Below are 18,849 nucleotides of genomic sequence, written 5' to 3'. Positions count from 1 at the left end.
CCTATGAGCCCATATGAGGCTACTACGATGGTCCCTATGTCAGCACAGGCACAGCCCACCCCGGACAGGGAAGAGCCCAGACGGGGCCGGCCCCGCAGTGAGACAGCCCACCAGAAGGTCCTGGAGGCCACCTCCCGGCTGCTGGCCCACACCAGCTATGACAGCATCACGGTGGAGGGGATCGCCGCCGAGGCCGGGGTGGGCAAGCAGACTATCTACCGCTGGTGGAAGAACAAGGCGCAGGTGGTGCTGGAGGCGGTGCTGACCGGCAGCGCTCAGCTTGACCTGACTCCTGTTCAGGACACTGGAGATCTGCGCAGAGATCTCCACACCTGGATGCGTGAGACCATCGCAGAGTGTTTCCAGGAGGAGCACATCGCCATGGCGCGCAGCCTCATCACCGCCGGACTGGAGGGGCTGCCCACCACCGCAGAACTCATCCAGCAAGGTGGCGGCTGGGACTCAGGGGCCCTGCTGAACCGGCTGCGTGCTGCCGCTGAGCGCGGCGAGATCCCGGCCGACACCGAGGTGGAGGTGGCCGCCTCCGCCCTGACAGATCCATTGATCTTCCACATCATCACCGGCAAGGTGCGCACCGCCGAATGGGGCCAAGAGCTGGTGAACATCGTGATCAGCGGCGTCGCCGCACCCGGGGATGCGTGAGATTGGCCACACTTCAGCTCCCCGCCTCTCAGACCCCATTGCGAGACGTCGCGTTCCATATATGATAGAGGCCTTGCCCCACCCAGATCCCTAGCGCTCAGAAGGACCGCCGCCCCATGGCCAGACTGCTCTACCGCCTCGGCACATTCGCCGCCCGCCGCGCAAAGACCGTCATCGCCGGATGGTTCGTGCTGCTGCTGGCGGCTGTGGCCGCGTTCGCCGGGTTCGGCGGGCAGCTCAACGACCAGATCAACCTGCCGGACCTGGAGACCACCCAGGTGGCTGACCGGCTGGCCGAGGAACTCCCTGATGCCTCCGGAGGTGCGGCCAACACCGTCTTCCGCACCACGGACGGGGAGCCTTTCACCGAGGGCCAGATCGAGGGCATCGAGAGTCTGCTGGACCAGGTCAGTGAGCAGGACGCTGTCAGCTCCACCACTAGCCCCTTCGAGATGGAGCAGGAGCTCGCCGATGCGCGCCAGGAACTGGAGAGCGCCCGCGAGCAGCTGGCCGAACTGCCGGAGGATTTCGACATCGACGACGCCCGCGCGGAGCTGGAGAGCGGACAGTCTGAGTTGGAGCAGGCCCGCGATGAGCTCGACGCAGGATGGGCTGAGCTGGAGGCCGGCCTGGAAGCCGGCGGTCTGGCCCTCGAGGAGCTTGAGAGCACCCGCGCTGAGATCGAAGGCGGGCTGGAGGACCTCGAGGCCGCCGATGCTGAGATCGATGCCCAGGTGAACCAGGCACTTGCCGGCGGATACTGGCCGTCAGTGGAGGCAGATCTCAACGCCGCCCGGGCCGAGGTGGTGGCTCAGCGCAGCCAGCTGGAGAGCGCACTGGCCCAGGTGGAGCAGGCGGAGGGTGCCGCGGCTGAACTCCGGGCCGGCGAAGAGCAGTACCAGGAGGGGCTCGACGAGCTCGACGAGGCCGAGGAAGGTCTCGCGGAGCTGGAGGAGGCCTTCGCCGATGGCGAGGATCCGCGCCAAGGTCTTGATCGCGGCGAGCGCATGCTGGAGCTCAGCTCCGGGATCAGCACAGTCTCCGATGACGGCGGTACAGCCATCGGCATCATCACTTTCAAGGCACCGTTGGAGCAGGTGGGCATTGAGGACCTGGATGAGGTCGCTGAGATGCTGACCGCCGCGGAGATCGATGGCGTGGAGACTCTGCCTTCGGGCGACCTGAATATGGAGATGCCGCATCTGTTCTCCGTGGCCGAGGCCATCGGCCTGATGATCGCCGCAGCGGTGCTGATCATCATGCTGGGCACCCTGGTCGGGGCCGGGCTGCCGCTTCTGAACGCCGTGGTGGGGGTCGGGGTCGGCGTGGCCGGCGCGCTCTCGCTCTCCGCGGTGGTGGAGATGATGTCGATGACCCCGATTCTGGGCCTGATGCTGGGCCTGGCCGTGGGCATCGACTACTCGCTGTTCATCATCCACCGGCACCGGCGTCAGCTCAAGGACGGGATGCCGCTGCGCGAGTCGATCGCCATGGCCAACGGCACAGCCGGCAATGCGGTGGTCTTCGCCGGAGCGACTGTGGTGATTGCCCTGCTCGCCCTCAATGTCTCCGGCCTGCCCTTCCTCGCCCTGATGGGCACTGTGGCCGCAGCCTGCGTGGCCATTGCTGTGATGATCGCCGTCACGATGACCCCGGCCCTGCTGAAGCTGGTCGACTACCGGATCCTGCGCCGCAGGGAGCGCCGCTACATCGGCCAGCTCGAGAATGAGAAGATCACCGCCCCAATGCACACTGGCAAGGCGCTGCTCATCGCCGCCGGCGCCATCGCGCTGCTGGCGGTCTTGGCCGTGCCCACCTTTTCCATGCGCCTCGGTCTCCCCGACGCCAGTTCGGAGGCTGAGGACTCCACCGGCTACCAGGCCTACTTCGCCACTGAGGAGGCGTTCGGCGAGGGTCACAACGGACCGCTGGTGGTGGTTGCCGATCTTCCAGCAGAACTGTCCCCCGCAGAGGCGGAGGAGCTGCAGATCGAGCTGGCGGAGTCTCTGACTGAGCATCAACACATCGAGACTGCGGTACCTGCTGGAACCAGCGACGATGCCAGCATCGCGGTGTACCAGGTCATTCCCACCGAAGGCCCGTCATCAGAAGCGGTCGATGAGTTGGTGCACGAGTTCCGCGACAGCACTGTGCTCAGTGGTGAGCTCTCTGAGCCTGTGGAACTCTCGGTGGCCGGTATGACCGCGGCGAATATCGATATATCGGCCCACATCGCCGATGCGATGCCGCTCTACCTGGGCCTGGTGGTCGGACTCTCCCTGGTGCTGATGATCATGGTGTTCCGCTCCTTGCTGCTGCCGGTCATCGCCACCTTGGGATTCATCGGGTCGGTGTCCGCCGCCATGGGCACTGTGGTGGCGGTCTTCCAGTGGGGGTGGCTCTCGCAGATCTTCGGCATCTCCAATCCCGGGCCGGTGCTGACCTTCCTGCCAGTGATCGTCATCGGCATCCTCTTCGGGCTGGCCATGGACTATCAGCTGTTCACCGCCTCCGGGATGCGGGAGGCCTATGTCCACGGCTCCGCCCCGAGACTCGCTGTGCGGCAGGGCCTGCACGCCGGCCGTTCGGTGGTGATCGCCGCGGCCCTGATCATGTCCAGCGTATTCGCCGGATTCATCTTCACCCCTGACCCCATGATCGCCTCGATCGGCATGGCCCTGGCCATGGGAGTGCTGCTGGACGCCTTCGTGGTCCGCCTGCTGCTGGTGCCGGCTCTGCTGCACCTGTGCGGTCCCGCCTCCTGGTGGCTGCCGAAATGGCTGGACAGGCTGCTGCCGGATGTGGACGTCGAAGGGGCGAAGCTTGAACGGAAGGCCGCGAAAGACTCCGAGGGCGCTGGGATCTAGCCGGCGTCCTCGGCCAGCGAATCCTGGAACTGGGCCAGCTTATGGGCCTGGGCACCGGCCAGTTCGCCGAATCCCTCCGTGTCCAGCCCCACTGCTGAGAGCATGACCAGATTCTCGCCGAAGTCCACACTCATCGAATGGCGCACTGCGGCCGCGGCGCCGGTGGGCTCATCGCCGCTGTGGATCACCATGGAGATACCCTCAAGGTCCAGCCTGTGATCATCCTCCAGGTCGAGGGGTTCAATCTCCACATACTCATCCCCGGCCTGCAGCTGGGTTCCGGAGCAGTGCTCATGGATGACCTCCCAGATCCCTGAGGTGTCGACCTCCTGGCCGTAGCTAAGGACCCATGCGTAGACCTGCGGGGAGTACTCCTGACCTTCGCGCTCCACCGCCGGCAGCCGGTAGGCGTGCGCCAGACCGCCCAGCGGATCCTCACCGACCAGGTTGACGTTGATCTGGTCCATCGCCTGGGCGCATTCGGTCTGGCCAAAGGTGTCCTGGTACTGGGTGTACTCCACGGCGATGCTCTCCTGGAAGTAGGAGACTCCGGAATGTGTGGAGTGGCCCTCGGGCCGGGCCGGCAGATCCTCGGTGCTGAGCAGCAGCTGCATCTTCTGCTCCTCATCCAGGGCGGCAGGCTCTTCGGGAGTCTCGTCCTGCCCTTCGGCCACACCCTCGGCGCCTTCGGCATCTTCCTCCGGCGCCGCGGTCCCCGCGGGCTCAACGGTGTCCGTCCCGGCACCGGCCTGGTCTGCTGAATCAGGTGCCGGTCCCCCACATCCGGTGACCAGCACCAGCGAGGCCACGGCACAGAGAGACGCTGCAGCACAGCAGCGGTTCTGGGTTCCTGACCTCGCACTGGGGGAAAGCACGTAGGCCAGAATAGTTGAATTTTTCAGCAACGTGTACTTCCAGGACTCTTACTGCAGGGCTGAGGTGAGCCTGAAGACGTTGTCCAAATACCGGACGTGCCATGGTCTGGATGTCCATTCCTCCAGGTGAAGCTCCTCTGAGATGCTGCGGTAGGCCTCGAAGATCTGGGCCAGCTCAGCTGTTTTGGCGTCGTCGACCAGCATGAGTGTGACTTCCAGGTTCAGGGAGAAGGAGCGCATATCCATATTGGATGAGCCGAGAACTGCCACCCGGTGGTCCACCACCATGAACTTCGCGTGCATCACGTCAGGTCCCGGGTACCGGAAGATCCGCACCCCGGCTTCCAGCAGCTGCTGGTAGTAGGACTGCTGGGCGTGCTGGACGGTGAACTGGTCGGCCTGCCGGGTCACCAGCACCACGACGTCCACATCCCGGTGTGCGGCATTGGTCACGGCATAGAGCAGGGAGTCATCGGGCACCAGATAGGGCGTGCAGATGATCAGCCGGTCAACGGCCTGGTAGATGAGATCGTTGAAGAGCCGCAGGTTGTTCTCATCAGGAAAGCCGGGCCCGGAGGGCACCACTTGGGCCAGCGAGCCGCCCCGTGCGGCCTCATCAGCCTCCAGGTCCACCAGCAGACGGGGCCCCAGGTTCTCCCCGGATTCGGCGTACCAGTCGGAGGCGAAGACAATGTCCAGCTCAGTCACCACCGGGCCGGTGAGCTTAGCGTTGAGCTCCACCCACTTCCGGTTCATCTTGATCGCGGAGCGGCGCTGGTAATGGGGTTCGATGAGATTGGCCGAGCCGGTGAAGGCCACCTCGGAGTCCACCACGATGATCTTGCGGTGGTTACGCAGGTCCAGCCGGGAGAACCGGCGCCTGAGCGGTCGGATGGGAAGCACCCGGTACCACTCGAAGTGCGCCCATGTCCTGCTGGCCGCCTCCAGGCGCCGTCGCAGCCGCCTGTAACCGCGCACCCGCATAGTTCCCAAATGGTCGAAGAGGAACCTGATGGTGACCCCACGGTCGGCGGCACGCTCCAAAGCGTCCAGCACCGGACCGGTGTACTCAGGGTCCTCCCCCACGATGTAAGAGAGCACATGGACGTACTCCTGGGCGCTGTCGATCTCGGCGATCACCCTGAGGAAGAACTCCTTGTAGTCAGCAAGGAAGGTGATGTGATTGCCCTCCTGGAGGGGGAAGGCCCCGAGGTTGCGATTCAGCACGGCAGTCGCTCCGAGCTGTTCGTCGTATCCGCGCAGCTGATCCGAGAGGTCCATATGGCTGGTGGCCTCCAGCAGCGCCTCATTGATCCTGCGCTGCCGCTCCTGGCGGCGGGAGGAGAGCTTATTGCGGCCGATGAGCAGGAACAGCGGAAGGGCGACGATCGGGATGAAGAAGATCGCCAGCAGCCAGGCCATGGCGGTGTTCGGCCGCCGGTTGTCCGGAATGATGCCGAGGACGGCCACCCGGATACCGACTTCGATCACCACCACGATGACAAAGATCCAGAAGGGCAGGCCTTCGATGCCCAGCCCGCTCAAAGGCCACAGCATGTCATCCCACCCATCGCGTCCATTATCACCATCCTAATGACTTCCGGCGGCGGGTATAGGCTTGCAGCATGGCTGAACGCTTTGAGGAAGACGCGCTGCGCGCAGTGGGGGTCCGGATCGACGCGGAGCACCCTAAGGGAATCATCTTCGATCCGCACCAGCCGCAGCTGCGCGTCACCGACTTGGGCGCCGTGCGCGGCGACGGGATCTTCGAGACCATGCTGGTGGTCAGCGGTGGGGTCCGGAAATTCGCCCCGCACCTTGACCGGCTGCGCCGTTCGGCCGAGATCATTGAGATCGGACTGCCTCCTGAGGAGTCCTGGCGCGCTGCCGTAGAGCTGGGCCTGGAGGAGTTCCGCACCCGTCGTGGCCTGCCGGAGGAGATCTCGGTGCGGCTCACCGCTACCCGCGGCGTCGACGGTGAGCCGGCCAGTGAGGACCCCCGCTGGTCGGGCACCTACTGGGTGCTGCTGACCCCGGTCTCGGAGTCCATGCAGGCTGCCCGCGGTAAACCCATCTCGGTGATGCTTCTGGACCGCGGCTACGACTCCACCGCCTCCGCGCGGGCACCCTGGCTGATGCTCTCGGCAAAGACTCTCAGCTACGCGGTCAATATGGCCGCCTACCGGTGGGCTGCCAAGCACGGGCACGACGACGTCGTCTTCCACACCAGTGACGGCCAAGTGCTTGAGGCGCCCACCTCCACCCTGCTGATGCTCAGCCATGCCGAGGACGGCAGGCCGCAGCTGACCACCCCCACCCTGAGGACCGGGATCCTGCCGGGCACCAGTCAGGGGGCCATCTTCGCTGCGGCGCAGCGGAAGGGGTGGGGTCTGCGCTACGGGCCGATCACCCCGGAGCAGCTGAGGTCTGCAGAGCACGCGTGGCTGATCTCCTCAGTCCGCCTGGCCTCGCCGATCCGGCAGATCGACGAGGCTCAGATGCAGGTCAGCGAGTCCTACACCCAGCAGCTGATGGAGTTCTTAGCCGAAGATCTGGCGCTGACCTACCCCCGAGAGGTGTAGGCTGGTCCATACGCTGAGGTCCGCGTGAAACGAACGGGTCGACTTCAGGCGTGAAGGCCAGCTTCAGCTGACCGAGAGCCGAGCGGGGTTCCCCCGCCGGCAGAACTGAATATGTCCGACAGGGGAGCGTCCGTTGCATGAGGCGCTGAGAGTGGGCCCAAGGCCCTGACCCTAGAACCTGCACAGGTTAGAACCTGCGAAGGAAGTCGAGTATGAACATCTCTGCACATGCGCCCTCACGCGCTCGCTGGACCGTCAGCGATATCGTCGTCGTCTCCACCCTCGCCGTCGCCTCCGGGGTGATCTTCTGGGGCTGGAACCTCTCCTACCACGCAGTCAGCACGCTCTTTGTGGCCTACCCGCCCACTGCCTCCCTGGTGGCGGGAATGTGGCTCTTCCCCGCGGTGCTGGGCGCACTGATCATCCGCAAGCCCGGTGCTGCGATCTACTGCGAGATGGTCGCCGCGGCGGTGTCCGCACTGCTGGGCTCGCAGTGGGGCCTCGGCGTGCTGCTCTCCGGGTTCGTCCAAGGCGTGGGCGCCGAAGTGATCCTGCTGATCTTCCTCTACCGCCGGTTCACCCTGGACGTGGCGGTGCTGGCCGGCGCGGCAGCGGGCCTGGCCGGCGGCATCAACGAGAACTTCATCGCCGCCTACTATCAGTACGACGCCGCGGGCACGGCGGTGCACATCACCGGTTTTGCCGTCTCCGGGGCGGTGATTGCCGGTGTCCTCCCCTGGCTGGCCACCCGGGGGCTCGCGGCCACCGGGGTCCTGGGACCGCTGAAGTCCCGCAAGGCGCACCGTGAGCGCGCCCTGCACCGATGACGAGGGCGCATACGGCCCTGGCCATGGGCACCCGGGTCATCGCCGAAGAGTTCACCTATCAGCACGCAGACCGTCAGCAGCCGGCGCTGTCCGGGCTCGACCTGGAGATCGCACCCGGTGAGAAGGTGCTGCTGGCCGGTGCCTCCGGAGCCGGGAAGTCCACCCTGCTCCATGCCCTGGCGGGGGTTCTGCACAATGACGGCGCCGACTCCGCTGGCCAGCTTCTGCTCGACGGGCTTCCCCCGGAGCAGGCCCGTGGTCGGGCCGGGCTGATGCAGCAGGACCCGGAGTCCCAGGTGGTGCTCTCCCGCATCGGTGACGATGTGGCCTTCGCCTGCGAGAACCTGGCAGTCCCGCCCGCAGAGATCCCCGCCCGGGTCTCCGGAGCCCTCGCGGCGGTAGGCCTGGGGCATCTTCGGCTGGACCGCCCCAGTGCTGCTCTGTCCGGGGGCCAGAAGCAGCGGCTGGCGCTGGCGGGGATTCTGGCCATGCAGCCTGGGTTGCTGCTGCTGGATGAGCCCACGGCCAATATCGATCCTGAGGGCACCCAGCAGGTCCGCGACTCGGTGATCGAGGCGGTGAGGGCCACCTCCGCCACCCTGCTGGTGGTCGAGCACCGGCTGGCCACCTGGGTGGATCATGTCGACACGCTGGTCGTCCTGGAGCCCGGCGGTGGTGTCCGGCACCGGGTCCCGGCCCAAGCGATCCATTCCGACCACACGCTGCGGGCCGAACTGATCGAGGCTGGACTCTGGGTTCCGGACCATGACCCCGTGGGCTCGCTGCCGCCCTGGAGCCCAGCCGCGTCGTTCACCCCCTCCCCAGGGTTGCCCGGAGGGTTCTCATCGCTTTCAACCCCTGAGCTGCTCGGCCAGGTGGGAGAAAACACTGGAGCAGCCAGGGAGGCTCTGCTGAAGGGTCGCGAACTGGCCGTCCACCGGCGCAGCCCGCGGAAGTCCTGGCGCAAGGCCCCGCCGCCGGTACCGGTGCTCTCCGGGGTGAGCATCAGCCTCTTCCCCGGCACCGCGAAGGGAATCACCGGACGCAACGGGGCGGGGAAGTCCACCCTGATGCTCACCCTCGGCGGGCTGCTGGAGCCCCATGGCGGGGTGCTGAGCGCCGGGGCGGATCTGAAGGGCGATCGCGGTGCCCACCTGCCGGATTCTCCCCACCGGTGGCGCTCAGCCGATCTGACCTCGCGCATCGGCACGGTGTTCCAGGAGCCGGAGCATCAGTTCGTCCGTCACACGGTGGAGGATGAGCTGCGGCTCTCGGCCGAGCAGGCTCGGGTACCCGGTACCCAGCAGCCGCTGTTCACCGGGGAGGAGGTCACCGAGCGGGTGGACCGGCTGCTGGACAGACTGCGGCTTCGCGATCTGGTGGAGGCCAACCCCTTCACCCTCTCCGGCGGTGAGAAGCGCCGGCTTTCGGTGGGCACCGCCCTGGCGGCAGGACCGGAGGTGCTGATGCTCGATGAGCCGACCTTCGGCCAGGATGCCCACACCTTCACCGAGCTCATCGGGCTGCTGCGTGAGCATCTGGATGCCGGGGGCACCGTCCTGGCGGTCACCCACGACCGCGAGTTCCTCCACGCCCTGAATGCCCAAGAGTACGACGTCACCTCCCCACCACCTGCCCTCCCCCGCCCCTCCAGCCCATTTGTCGCGGAGCTTTCGAAAGATCGTGCCGCTATAGCTACGCGAAGAGTCGAAAGCCCCACGACGAATGCAGAAGACCACCAGGCCACAGCCGGGGAGGACCAGCCAGTGCCAGCCGGTACTCCGCTGCTGAGCGCTGTGCGGGACATCTCTTGGCTGGGCCGGCGGGGGCCGATGGCGAAGCTGATCGCCCTGGCCTTCATCACCGTCGCCCTGATCTCCACCATCGATCCGGTCTCCGCAGCGGTGGTGGCTGCCTCCAGCTTCGCGCTGCTTCCGGTGGCCGATATTCGCCTGCTGACCTTTCTGAAGCGGATCTGGATCTTCGCCGTAGCCGCACTGATGGCGGTCTGGGGAGCGGCCATCGCCGCGGAGGAGTCTGGGCGGGTGCTGGTGGATCTTGGGATCACCACCATCTCCACCGGCTCACTGGAGATGGGTCTGGCCCTGGGAGCCCGCGCGTTTGCGATCGTGCTGCCCAGCGTGCTGATCTTCTCCACCACGGACCCCACCGACCTGGCCGATGCCCTGGCCCAGCAGCTGAAGCTCCCAGCCCGGTTTGTGCTGGGCGCGCTGGCCGCGATGCGACTGCTGGGGCTGCTGGCCGAGCATTGGACCACTCTGGGCCATGCCCGGAGAGCCCGCGGACTGGGCACCAGGTTCCTTTCCCAGGCCTTTGGGCTGCTGGTCCAGGCGATCCGAATGGCCACCCGGCTGGCGGTCACCATGGAGTCCCGGGGGTTTAGGGCTGGGCCGCGGACCTGGGCCCGCGAGGCCAGCTTCACCCGGGCCGATGCCGCGGTGGTCCTCGGCGGTTTTGTCATCGCCGCATCGGCAACGGCTGCGGCGATCGCCGCCGGCACCTGGAACGTGGTCTGGGTCGGCTGAGCTGGTCCCGCCGGCGCGCGCAGGTCGCGCTCGGCCCTCGGCCGGCTGACGCCGGCCATCACGCCTGAAGTCGGACCGGCCGCTACGCTGCAGTCCTCACAGATCCAGGTCAGTCCTTGCGTTGACCAGCACCGGGATGGTCTTGCGAGCTCCCTCGACAGCCTCGGCGTCGATCTCGGCGATCAGCAGCTCAGGTTCCTCTCCGGCCTCTGCCAGGATCTGGCCGGTGGGTGAGACGATCAGCGAATGCCCCACCCCGCTCGGAGCGCCCTGAGGGGCATCCACGCCGGCGGCTGAGGGCAGGCCCTGGCCGCAGGCGATGACGTACTGGGTGGAGTCCAGGGCCCGGGCCACCGCAAGGGTCCGCCACTGCTCCACCTTGCCCGGTCCTGCCTGCCAGGACGCCGGGACAATGGTGACGTGGGCCCCGGCGGCGGCGTGGGCCTGGAACAGCTGCGGAAAGCGGATGTCGTAGCAGGTGGCCAGGCCGAACCGCAGCCCGCGGGTGTCGAAGCGCACCACCCGCTCCCCCTGCTGTACGGTGCGTGACTCCTGGAAGCCGAAGGCATCATAGAGGTGCAGCTTGTCATAGCTGACGAACACCGAGGGACCGGCGGCCAGCAGCGTGTTCTTCACCCGCGGCTTGCCCTGGTCATTGGGCTCCCCGGGAGTGAACATGCCCAGGACGACGACGACGCCGTGCCGCTGAGCGATCATATGGACCTCATCTGCCCAGGGCCCCCAGACCTCCTCGGCGATGGGTGTCAGCGAATAGCCGAAGGCTCGTTGGACGGCCTCGGGGAACACCACGAGCTCCGCACCGGCCTCAGCGGCCCGGGCGGTCCACTCTTCGACGAGCTTCAGGTTGGCCTGCGGGTCCTCACCGGTGACGATCTGTGCTGCGGCAATCTTCATGCTCTCACTCTACTGCGGTGCAGTCCTGGCCAGCCTGGGCTAGGCTGGGACCATGGACAAGCTGATGGATAAGGCAGTGACGATCGGTGTATCGATGGCTGGCGGGTTCGTGGCCTCCAAGATCTTCGAGATCGGCTGGAAGCAGGTCACCGGTGAGAACGCGCCGAAGGATGACCAGATCGATGCCGTCTCGATCAAGAAGGCTCTGGTGTTCGCGGTGACCTCCGCGGCCATCTCCGCTGCCGTCCAGGTGCTCTCCCAGCGCGGAGCTAAGCAGGCCACCGCTAAGCTCCGGGCCTCCTACGGCAAGAGCTCAGAGGTCTGAGTTGGTGTCGCGCCTTCGGCGCGCCAACCCTCAATCGCCTCGGAAATACGTGCGCAAGCGCAGCATTCCGTTCGGCTCAATCGGGTCTCCCGGGGGCGGAGAAACCCCGCTCGCCTCTCGGCCGCGTTACCGCGGCCTTCACGCCTGAAGAAGCCAGTGCCGCGCCTCAGGAAGATGCGGTCTTTTTGCCGTCCCGGCCAATGATGTAGGCCAGGCTGACCCCGGAGAGGACAGCAGCGCCGAAGGCGAAGGAGGCGGCCACCACCGGGTCGCCGGTCAGCATGATGATGCCCGCCACAACGGCGAGAATCGTGATGGCACCGAAAGCAATCTTCTGAAGCATGTCTCTAAGCTTATCTGCTGAATCGGCGCTTGAGGCGTGAAGGGCGGCTTATTCGTCTTTGATCTCGCGGCGCACCCCTCCAGGCTGGGAGAGCCGGTCGACCGCACTGGCCAGTTCATCGTCGGCGAGCAGATCAGCCCGCATATGCTTCGTGCGGTATCCGGCCCGGCCCACCACGTGGGCGCTCACCGGCGCGGTAAGGATCATCAGGCCCCAGGCCAGCAGGGCGATCGGCACCCAGTGCCAGTTTCGCCACATGATCGAGGCCGCCAGCACCAGCATCAGCAGTCCCAGCACCTGGGGCTTGGTCGCCGCATGCATCCGCGAATGCAGGTCGGGGAAGCGCAGCAGTCCGATTCCGGCGGCCAGGGACATCAGTCCGCCGATCACCATGAAGACCGCGGCGGTCCCGTCAAGAATCGCATCCAGGGTCATGCTCTTCCACCTCCGCCGGAGCCCTGACCGGTGCTCTCGTCGTCGTTCTTGCGCTTGGGCACAAAGCCGGAACGTGCCAGGTCGGCGAACCAGGAGGTGGACTCGTCCTCCAGCTGACCAGCCGCGGAGCGGCCGCTGTTGGCAGCCGCCAGCCCGGAGGCCGAGGCAGGGGTCTCCGGCTCCGGGGCACGACCGCCGCCGATGGCCTGGGCATGACGATGGCCCTCCTCAGTGCCCGGCTCGCGCACTGCCACGTAACGGGCGATCGCCACCGCTCCGAGGAAGCCGATCACCGCAGTGACCACCACGAACAGAATGTGGTCGGTATGCCGGTGGTAGATCATGTCCACCAGCATCACCGAGCCGACGATGATGAGGATCACATCCACGCTGATCACCCGGTCCAGCACGGAGGGGCCCTTGTACACCCGGTAGATCGAGCACATCACACCGATGGCCAGCAGGACCTGGGTGATCCAGTAGGCGTAGTCCAACATGCTCATGCCTGCTCACCTGCCTCGGGACGTGCGGGAACCGGCATCTCCCGCTCGGTCGTGGACAGCCCGGGCATCCGGCCGAGCCGGGCCTCAGCCTTGACCACCGCCACATCTGAGGGGTTGCCCAGGGTGCGGATCAGCAGCGCCTCAGTGCGCAGGGCATCCTGGCGGATCCGCTCGGCGGCAGGCTCGTCGGAGACGTTAAGCGCATGCAGGTAGAGGGTAGCGGTGGTGCGGTCCACCTCGAGCACCAGAGAACCCGGGACCAGGGCCAGGGCATGGCCGACCAGAGTGATCATCAGGTCATCGTGGCTGCGCAGCTGCACAGAGATGATCGAGTTGCGCACCCGCGGTCCCTTCGCCACGGTCATCCAGGAGACCTGGAAGCTGGCGAAGACCATCTTGACCAGGAACCGGACGGCGAAGACCAGTCCCCAGAACAGGTTGAACCGTCCGGTGCCGCGCAGAGGCGGCAGGTAGAAGACCCGCACCACGACCGTGGCGTAGATCAGCCCCAGGATGAAGGTGCCGACATCGAAGCTCTGCCACACCGCCATCCAGAAGAAGCCCAGGAACAGGATCAGCGGCAGTTCCAGCCTGAACGGGGTTCTTGGCCGGCGCATCAGTCATCCCCTCCTTCGGCGCTGTCCGGTTCCAGCGAGGTGCGCACGGGCGCGTACTCGGCAGCGCCGTCGTCGTCGGTCTCCAGGTCGATCACATGATGTGTGGTGAACTCCACCAGTTCTTCGCGCACACCGTCCACACGCTCCTCGCCCAGAACCGCCTCCAGATACGGGGTGCGTTCGTACATGTCCTGGGCCGCGTCCCGGGAAAAGTCCATCAACGGCCCGGCGAAGACCGTGAAGGCTACTGACATGCCCACCAGCAGGGCTGTCGGAGCGATCATCTGCACCGGCAGCAGCCGCTTATTGGCCGCCCGGGCATGAGCCAGAGTCTTGTGCGCCAGAGCCTCTCCGGGATCCTCGGCGTCTTCAGTCTTGCGCCAGAATCCGCGGGACCAGATCCGTGCCACCGCCAGCAGGGTGAGCAGGGAGGTCAGCACAGAGGCGAACACCAGCGTCCAGGTGATCCAGGTGTTCTCCGCGATCCCGCCCTGCATCATGCCCAGCTTGCCCACGAAGCCGGAGAACGGGGGGATGCCCGCCAAGTTCATCGCGGGAACGAAGAACAGCAGCGCCAACACCGGGGAGATCTTGGCCAGCCCGCCCAGCCGGTCCACATTGGAGGTCCCGGAGCGGCGTTCGATCAGTCCGGTGACCAGGAACAGAGTGGTCTGGATGGTGATGTGGTGGGCCACGTAGTACACGGTGGCCGCCATACCGATCACGCTGCTCAGCGCCAGCCCGAACACCAGGTATCCGATGTGGCTGATCAGGGTGAAGGACAGCATACGTTTGATGTCCGTCTGCGCCAGCGCGCCGAGGATGCCCACAATCATGGTCAGTCCGGCAAAGATCATCAGCGCTGTGCTGAGCTGCTCCCCCGGGAACAGCAGGGTCTCGGTGCGGATGATCGAATAGATGCCGACCTTGGTCAGCAGACCAGCGAAGACTGCGGTGACCGGTGCCGGGGCGGTGGGGTAGGAGTCCGGCAGCCAGAACGCCAGGGGGAACACTGCTGCTTTGATGCCGAAGGCCACCAGCAGCATCACGTGCAGCATCAGCTGGGTGCCCTCGTCCAGCTGGGAGAGCTTCAGCGCCATATCGGCCAGGTTCACCGTGCCGGTGGCCGAGTAGATCAGCCCGATGGTGATCAGGAACAGCATCGAGGACAGGATTGAGACCACCACATAGGTCACACCGGCCCGGATGCGGGCCTCACCCCCGCCAAGAGTGAGCAGCACGTACGACGCGGTGAGGAAGATTTCGAAGCCCACATACAGGTTGAAGAGGTCGCCGGCCAGGAAGGCGTTGGAGACTCCGGCCACCAGGATCAGATAGGTGGGGTAGAAGATCGAGACCGGGCCGGAGTCCTGTTTCTCCTCGGCCGCGCCCTGGCCGACGGCGTAGAACAGCACCGCCATGGTGATCAGGGAGGAGACCACCAGCATCAGAGCGGCAAACCGGTCGATGACCATGGAGATGCCGAAGGGGGCGGGCCAGCCGGCCAGGTGCACCGCATGGGTGCCGCTGACCCAGACCTCGGAGAGCAACAGGATCTCCAGCACCGCGGTGGCGACCAGAGTGGCAATGGTGATGGTCTTCTGGGTGGACTGGTTCCGGTAGAACGCGAAGGCGAAGGCGGCGCCGAACAGCGGCAGCAGCACTGCCAGGGGCACCAACTCGATGAGGTCAACCTCCATCAGCGCTCCCCCTCTCCGGTGCTGTGATCAACGCCGTGGTCCTCAGCGGCGTTTTCACTGTTGCGTTCAGCGGCGTCGACCACCCTGACCGAGCCTGTGGCCGGATCCACGGTGTCAATGAACTCGGAGGTCTCAGTGCCGACCTCGGCGTCCTCCTCCGGATCATAGGCTCCGACGGCAGCGGCCACCCGGCGGTCCTCCTCGTCGTCAGCGACCTCGTCCTGGCGGCCCATCACCCAGGAGCGGTAGATCAGCGCGAGCATGAAGGCCACCAGCGCGAAGGCGATCACGATCGCGGTCAGCAGCAGCGCCTGGGGCAATGGGTCGAAGTAGTCCTCGGCCACCAGCCCATCACGGACAATCGGCGGCAGCCCGGAACGGCCGGCGCTCTGCAGCAGCAGCAGGTTCACCCCGTTGGAGATCAGGATGATGCCCAGCAGCACGCGGGTCAGCGAGCGCTCCAGCAGCAGGTAGATCCCCACCGCGAACATCACGCCCATGACGATCAGCAGGGTCAGGTTGATGGTCATCGCGCCACCCCCAGAGAGGTCTGGGAGTGAATGTCGTGTCCCATCGAGGTATCTGCACGGTTCTCCTGCTCGCTGCGAACATCGATCTCAGAGCCGAGGCTGCGCAGCACATCCACGATGAGCCCCACAACCACCAGGTAGACGCCGACGTCGAACAGGACGGAGGAGACCAGGTGGTGATCGCCGAGCACCGGGATGCTGAGGTCCACAATGAAACTCTGGAAGATCTGCCCGCCGAAGAGCAGCGGCACCACGCCGGTGAAGCAGGCCACTGCCAGCCCCCAGCCCATCAGGGCACCTGCGGAGAACGGGATGGCAGCCTCAAGCTCGTAGCGGCCGCCGGCCAGGTAGCGCAGCACGAAGGCCAGTCCGGCCAGCAGGCCTCCGGCGAAACCGCCGCCTGGGGTGTTGTGCCCGGCCAGCAGCAGGTAGAGCGAAAGGAGGATGATCGCGTGGAACATCAGCCTGGTGACCACCTCGAAGATGATCGAGCGGTGCTCGGGGGCCACAGTGCGGCCAGCCACCAGCCAGGCCTCGCGGGCCACGGTGGCGAAGCTGCGCGCCACCTGGATCTCCTTGACCTGGCTCGGCGACAGCGCCTTGTCCGAGAGCACCCGGCCGACCGATCCGGTGGGCACCTCGTGGAGCTGGCGGCGTTGGACGTCGCGCCGCTTCACGAAGATCAGGCTGGCCACACCGGTGGCGGCAGCTGCCAGCACGGTGATCTCGCCGAAGGTGTCCCAGACGCGGATGTCCACCAGGGTGACGTTGACGATATTGGTGCCGTGACCGACGTCGTAGCTCATCCAGGGGTACTCCACGCTGACCGGCTCTTCGACCCTCTGGTCCATGGAGAGGGCCGCGGCGGTCATCACCATGAGCCCGAACGCCGCACCCAGCAGGGCACGTCCAGCGCGGAATCGGGTCGGGTTCTTGGTCCAGATTCCGGCCGGCAGGGTGCGCAGCGCCAGGACGAAGACCACCAGCACAATGGATTCCACCAGCAGCAGGGTCAGCGCCAGATCCGGTGCCCCCTGCAGGGCGAACTGCCCGGCGATGCCCCAGCCGCAGAGGCTGACCATCAGCACGGCCATAAAACGCTTGGGCGCCCAGATGGCACCGAGCCCACCGGCGATGATGAGCACCCCGAGGATCGCCTGCAGCGGCTCCTCGGCCAGAATCACGTGGTCCGGGACGGTCTGGCCAGTCAGCGCCACCACCCCAGTAGGGAAGGCCGTGGCGACGGCGATAATGATGAATAGGTACCAACCCAGCGAACCGCGCTGTGTCTTGGCGGTCAACCAGGCAGCGGTGTCGTCCAGGCCGCGGATTGAGCTGCGGTAGATCCGTTCGGCGTCCAGCGACTCCGGCACCGTCCGCTGGGGGTCCGGGATCCGCCCGAACAGCCAGAAGGCTCCCAGGCCGAGCACCCAGGCCAGCACGGAGAGCCCGAGCACCGGGGTCAGTCCGTGCCAGAGGGCCAGGTAGGTGGGGTCGATGTTTGGATCCGCTGGTTCGAACAGGGTGGCGAAAGGTTCAATCAGGGTCTGGAGGGGTCCCGGCACCAGAGCGAAGATCAGCGTGAGGGCAGCCAGCCCGGCCGGGGCGACCAGAAACACCGCGTCGGGCCGGCCGTGGAAGGTGGTGGGCTCCTTGTGCTTGGTGGCGAAGGAGCCCCAGAGGAAACGTGCTGAGTAGGCCACGGTGACCGCCGAGGCCAGCACGACGCCGGCGAGGACCAGCCAGCCCCAGAAACCGTTGACCTCGGCGTAGCCGTAGAAGGACTCGAAGACCACCTCTTTGGCCACGAATCCGAACAGCGGGGGCAGCCCGGCCATGGAGGCAGCGGCGACCACTGAGATGATCAGCAGCGGGCGCTGGCTTTTCCCCACCCCGGAGAGCTTGCGCAGGTCTCGGGTGCCGGTCTTGTGGTCGATGATGCCGACCACCATAAACAGCGCGGCTTTGAACAGCCCGTGGGCCAGCAGCATAGCGATGCCTGCCAGGGCGGCGTCCTCGGTGCCCAGGCCGTTGACCATGATCAGAAAGCCCAGCTGGGAGACAGTGCCGTAGGCGAGCACGAGCTTGATATCGGTTTGCCGCAGGGCCCGGTAGGCGCCTACGAGCATGGTGGCCAGACCCAGGATGAGCACGATCGGCAGCCAGAAGGCGGTGTCGTGGAAACCGGGGGCGAAGCGCGCCACCAGGTAGACACCGGCCTTGACCATGGCGGCGGCGTGCAAATAGGCGCTGACCGGTGTGGGGGCGGCCATCGCGGCCGGAAGCCAGAAGTGGAAGGGCACCAGTGCGGACTTGGAGATCGCACCGATGAGGATCAGCACCATGGCCAGATCCACCGCAGTCCCGCTCAGTTCGGAGGACTGGGCCAGGATCTCGGAGAGCCGGTAGGAGCCGGCGAGCTCACCGATCCAGAGCAGGCCCACCAGCATGGCCAAGCCGCCGAAGGTGGTTACCACCAGCGCCTGGATGGCGGAGCGGCGGGCGAAGATGCGGTGTGCCGAATAGCCGATCAGCAGGAAGGACAAGATGGTGGTGAGCTCCCAGAAGATGAAGAGCATCACCAGATCATCGGAGAGCACCAGTCCCAGCATGGCGGCGGCGAAAGCGAAGAGCTGGGCGGCGAAAGGACCGGCGGCACGTTCATCTGCGGCGAAGTAGCGGGCGCAGTAGAGCATGACCGCCGCGCCCACACCGGTGATGAGCATGGACATCACCAGCGCCAGAGCGTCCATGCGGAAGGCCAGCTCAACACCGAGCTGGGTGATCCATTCGACGACCTCTGCCGGCGGCGCGTTCGGCTCACCGATCGCAGCGGCCTGATCGGCCCCGATCACCTCCGGAACATAGGCAAGGGTCCAGACGAAGGCACCCACCAACACCGCCGCAAGGACGTAGAAGGTGTTCCGCCCCCACCAGGAGTAGAGAACCGGGGCCAGGATGCTCACTGCAAAGAGCACAGCGAGCACGGTGAGCATAGAGGTACCCTTTCAACGTTCTGACAACAACGGACGGACGGTCGAAGCACTACCTTGCACGCGGCCGGTGCAGAAGGCAAAAGTTAGGCCATGTTCCTGGAGGTTCCCTCCATGTTAACAGGCCC

16 protein-coding genes and 1 riboswitch are annotated in these 18,849 nt (G+C 66.0%); of the genes, 6 read left to right on the top strand and 10 right to left on the bottom strand.

What is annotated here, in order from left to right:
- Nucleotides 1–36: 36 nt before the first annotated feature.
- Complete coding sequence (locus tag DVO78_RS04150; RefSeq protein WP_162301562.1) at nt 37–663, top strand: TetR/AcrR family transcriptional regulator; 627 nt, start codon at nt 37–39, stop codon at nt 661–663.
- A 116-nt stretch (nt 664–779) separates the two neighbouring features.
- A complete protein-coding gene (locus DVO78_RS04145; RefSeq protein WP_120003558.1) occupies nt 780–3,530 on the top strand; it encodes an MMPL family transporter in 2,751 nt (916 codons plus the stop codon).
- Here DVO78_RS04145 and DVO78_RS04140 read toward each other — a convergent pair.
- Together DVO78_RS04140 and cls are read right to left on the bottom strand one after the other, a co-directional pair.
- Nucleotides 3,527–4,339 (bottom strand): hypothetical protein, encoded by an 813-nt coding sequence (locus DVO78_RS04140; RefSeq protein ID WP_120003557.1) that lies wholly within the window; start codon nt 4,337–4,339, stop codon nt 3,527–3,529. The two genes, DVO78_RS04145 and DVO78_RS04140, sit on opposite strands and share 4 nt — an antisense overlap.
- A gap of 114 nt (nt 4,340–4,453) precedes the next feature.
- The gene (gene cls, locus DVO78_RS04135) at nt 4,454–5,962 is read right to left on the bottom strand and encodes a cardiolipin synthase (RefSeq protein WP_120003556.1); all 1,509 of its coding nucleotides are present in this window, start codon (nt 5,960–5,962) and stop codon (nt 4,454–4,456) included.
- Nucleotides 5,963–6,030: 68 nt separating this feature from the next.
- Here cls and DVO78_RS04130 point away from each other — a divergent pair, with 68 nt between their 5' ends.
- The 3 genes from DVO78_RS04130 to DVO78_RS04120 all read left to right on the top strand — a co-directional run bounded on the left by DVO78_RS04130 (nt 6,031) and on the right by DVO78_RS04120 (nt 10,360).
- Entirely contained in the window at nt 6,031–6,987 is a 957-nt protein-coding gene (locus DVO78_RS04130) for an aminotransferase class IV (RefSeq protein WP_120003555.1), read from the top strand.
- 110 nt (nt 6,988–7,097) lie between these two features.
- Nucleotides 7,098–7,209: riboswitch (TPP riboswitch) on the top strand.
- Nucleotides 7,200–7,814 carry an ECF transporter S component gene (locus DVO78_RS04125; protein WP_120003554.1) on the top strand — a complete coding sequence of 205 codons (615 nt, stop codon included), beginning with the start codon at nt 7,200–7,202 and terminating at the stop codon, nt 7,812–7,814. Its footprint overlaps the riboswitch before it by 10 nt.
- A complete protein-coding gene (locus DVO78_RS04120; protein WP_238385132.1) occupies nt 7,811–10,360 on the top strand; it encodes an ATP-binding cassette domain-containing protein in 2,550 nt (849 codons plus the stop codon). The genes DVO78_RS04125 and DVO78_RS04120 overlap by 4 nt, the downstream gene beginning before the upstream one ends.
- A 96-nt stretch (nt 10,361–10,456) precedes the next feature.
- Here DVO78_RS04120 and DVO78_RS04115 read toward each other — a convergent pair whose 3' ends face one another.
- Entirely contained in the window at nt 10,457–11,275 is an 819-nt protein-coding gene (locus tag DVO78_RS04115) for a carbon-nitrogen hydrolase family protein (protein ID WP_120003552.1), read from the bottom strand.
- Nucleotides 11,276–11,327: 52 nt separating this feature from the next.
- Between DVO78_RS04115 and DVO78_RS04110 the strand changes: the two genes are divergently transcribed.
- Nucleotides 11,328–11,600 carry a DUF4235 domain-containing protein gene (locus DVO78_RS04110; RefSeq protein ID WP_120003551.1) on the top strand — a complete coding sequence of 91 codons (273 nt, stop codon included), beginning with the start codon at nt 11,328–11,330 and terminating at the stop codon, nt 11,598–11,600.
- Between the two features lie 166 nt (nt 11,601–11,766).
- On the opposite strand, the gene DVO78_RS17460 is transcribed toward DVO78_RS04110, so the two are convergent.
- From DVO78_RS17460 to DVO78_RS04080, 7 genes are read right to left on the bottom strand one after another with little or no spacing between them, the layout of a single operon-like run.
- Entirely contained in the window at nt 11,767–11,943 is a 177-nt protein-coding gene (locus DVO78_RS17460; protein WP_157983863.1) for a hypothetical protein, read from the bottom strand.
- Between the two features lie 48 nt (nt 11,944–11,991).
- A complete protein-coding gene (gene mnhG / locus DVO78_RS04105) occupies nt 11,992–12,378 on the bottom strand; it encodes a monovalent cation/H(+) antiporter subunit G (RefSeq protein WP_120003550.1) in 387 nt (128 codons plus the stop codon).
- On the bottom strand, nt 12,375–12,881 hold the full coding sequence (locus tag DVO78_RS04100) for an MrpF/PhaF family protein (protein ID WP_120003549.1): 507 nt from the start codon (nt 12,879–12,881) through the stop codon (nt 12,375–12,377). Before DVO78_RS04100 ends, mnhG begins: the two co-directional genes overlap by 4 nt.
- Nucleotides 12,878–13,498: a Na+/H+ antiporter subunit E gene (locus tag DVO78_RS04095; protein ID WP_202912081.1), complete on the bottom strand. Its 621-nt coding sequence runs from the start codon at nt 13,496–13,498 to the stop codon at nt 12,878–12,880. The genes DVO78_RS04100 and DVO78_RS04095 overlap by 4 nt, the downstream gene beginning before the upstream one ends.
- Nucleotides 13,498–15,198, bottom strand: a complete 1,701-nt coding sequence (locus DVO78_RS04090; protein ID WP_120003547.1) for a Na+/H+ antiporter subunit D — start codon at nt 15,196–15,198, stop codon at nt 13,498–13,500. The genes DVO78_RS04095 and DVO78_RS04090 overlap by 1 nt, the downstream gene beginning before the upstream one ends.
- Nucleotides 15,198–15,728: a Na(+)/H(+) antiporter subunit C gene (locus DVO78_RS04085; RefSeq protein WP_120003546.1), complete on the bottom strand. Its 531-nt coding sequence runs from the start codon at nt 15,726–15,728 to the stop codon at nt 15,198–15,200. Before DVO78_RS04085 ends, DVO78_RS04090 begins: the two co-directional genes overlap by 1 nt.
- Complete coding sequence (locus tag DVO78_RS04080; protein ID WP_120003545.1) at nt 15,725–18,724, bottom strand: Na+/H+ antiporter subunit A; 3,000 nt, start codon at nt 18,722–18,724, stop codon at nt 15,725–15,727. The genes DVO78_RS04085 and DVO78_RS04080 overlap by 4 nt, the downstream gene beginning before the upstream one ends.
- Between the last annotated feature and the right edge of the window lie 125 nt (nt 18,725–18,849).

The sequence above is a fragment of the Nesterenkonia muleiensis genome (genome assembly GCF_003600155.1).
GTDB classification, from domain to species: domain Bacteria; phylum Actinomycetota; class Actinomycetes; order Actinomycetales; family Micrococcaceae; genus Nesterenkonia; species Nesterenkonia muleiensis.
Note: the sequence above shows the minus strand (reverse complement) of the source record. Positions and strands in the feature narration are given on the sequence as shown.

Bases quoted from the DNA above. Each gene is read 5' to 3' on its own strand.
- DVO78_RS04150 (WP_162301562.1), top strand. From the start codon at position 37: ATGTCAGCACAGGCACAGCCCACCCCGGACAGGGAAGAGCCCAGACGG.
- DVO78_RS04145 (WP_120003558.1), top strand. From the start codon at position 780: ATGGCCAGACTGCTCTACCGCCTCGGCACATTCGCCGCCCGCCGCGCA.
- cls (WP_120003556.1), bottom strand. From the start codon at position 5,962: ATGCTGTGGCCTTTGAGCGGGCTGGGCATCGAAGGCCTGCCCTTCTGG.
- DVO78_RS04130 (WP_120003555.1), top strand. From the start codon at position 6,031: ATGGCTGAACGCTTTGAGGAAGACGCGCTGCGCGCAGTGGGGGTCCGG.
- DVO78_RS04125 (WP_120003554.1), top strand. From the start codon at position 7,200: ATGAACATCTCTGCACATGCGCCCTCACGCGCTCGCTGGACCGTCAGC.
- DVO78_RS04120 (WP_238385132.1), top strand. From the start codon at position 7,811: ATGACGAGGGCGCATACGGCCCTGGCCATGGGCACCCGGGTCATCGCC.
- DVO78_RS04115 (WP_120003552.1), bottom strand. From the start codon at position 11,275: ATGAAGATTGCCGCAGCACAGATCGTCACCGGTGAGGACCCGCAGGCC.
- DVO78_RS04110 (WP_120003551.1), top strand. From the start codon at position 11,328: ATGGACAAGCTGATGGATAAGGCAGTGACGATCGGTGTATCGATGGCT.
- DVO78_RS17460 (WP_157983863.1), bottom strand. From the start codon at position 11,943: ATGCTTCAGAAGATTGCTTTCGGTGCCATCACGATTCTCGCCGTTGTG.
- mnhG (WP_120003550.1), bottom strand. From the start codon at position 12,378: ATGACCCTGGATGCGATTCTTGACGGGACCGCCGCGGTCTTCATGGTG.
- DVO78_RS04100 (WP_120003549.1), bottom strand. From the start codon at position 12,881: ATGAGCATGTTGGACTACGCCTACTGGATCACCCAGGTCCTGCTGGCC.
- DVO78_RS04095 (WP_202912081.1), bottom strand. From the start codon at position 13,498: ATGCGCCGGCCAAGAACCCCGTTCAGGCTGGAACTGCCGCTGATCCTG.
- DVO78_RS04090 (WP_120003547.1), bottom strand. From the start codon at position 15,198: ATGGAGGTTGACCTCATCGAGTTGGTGCCCCTGGCAGTGCTGCTGCCG.
- DVO78_RS04085 (WP_120003546.1), bottom strand. From the start codon at position 15,728: ATGACCATCAACCTGACCCTGCTGATCGTCATGGGCGTGATGTTCGCG.
- DVO78_RS04080 (WP_120003545.1), bottom strand. From the start codon at position 18,724: ATGCTCACCGTGCTCGCTGTGCTCTTTGCAGTGAGCATCCTGGCCCCG.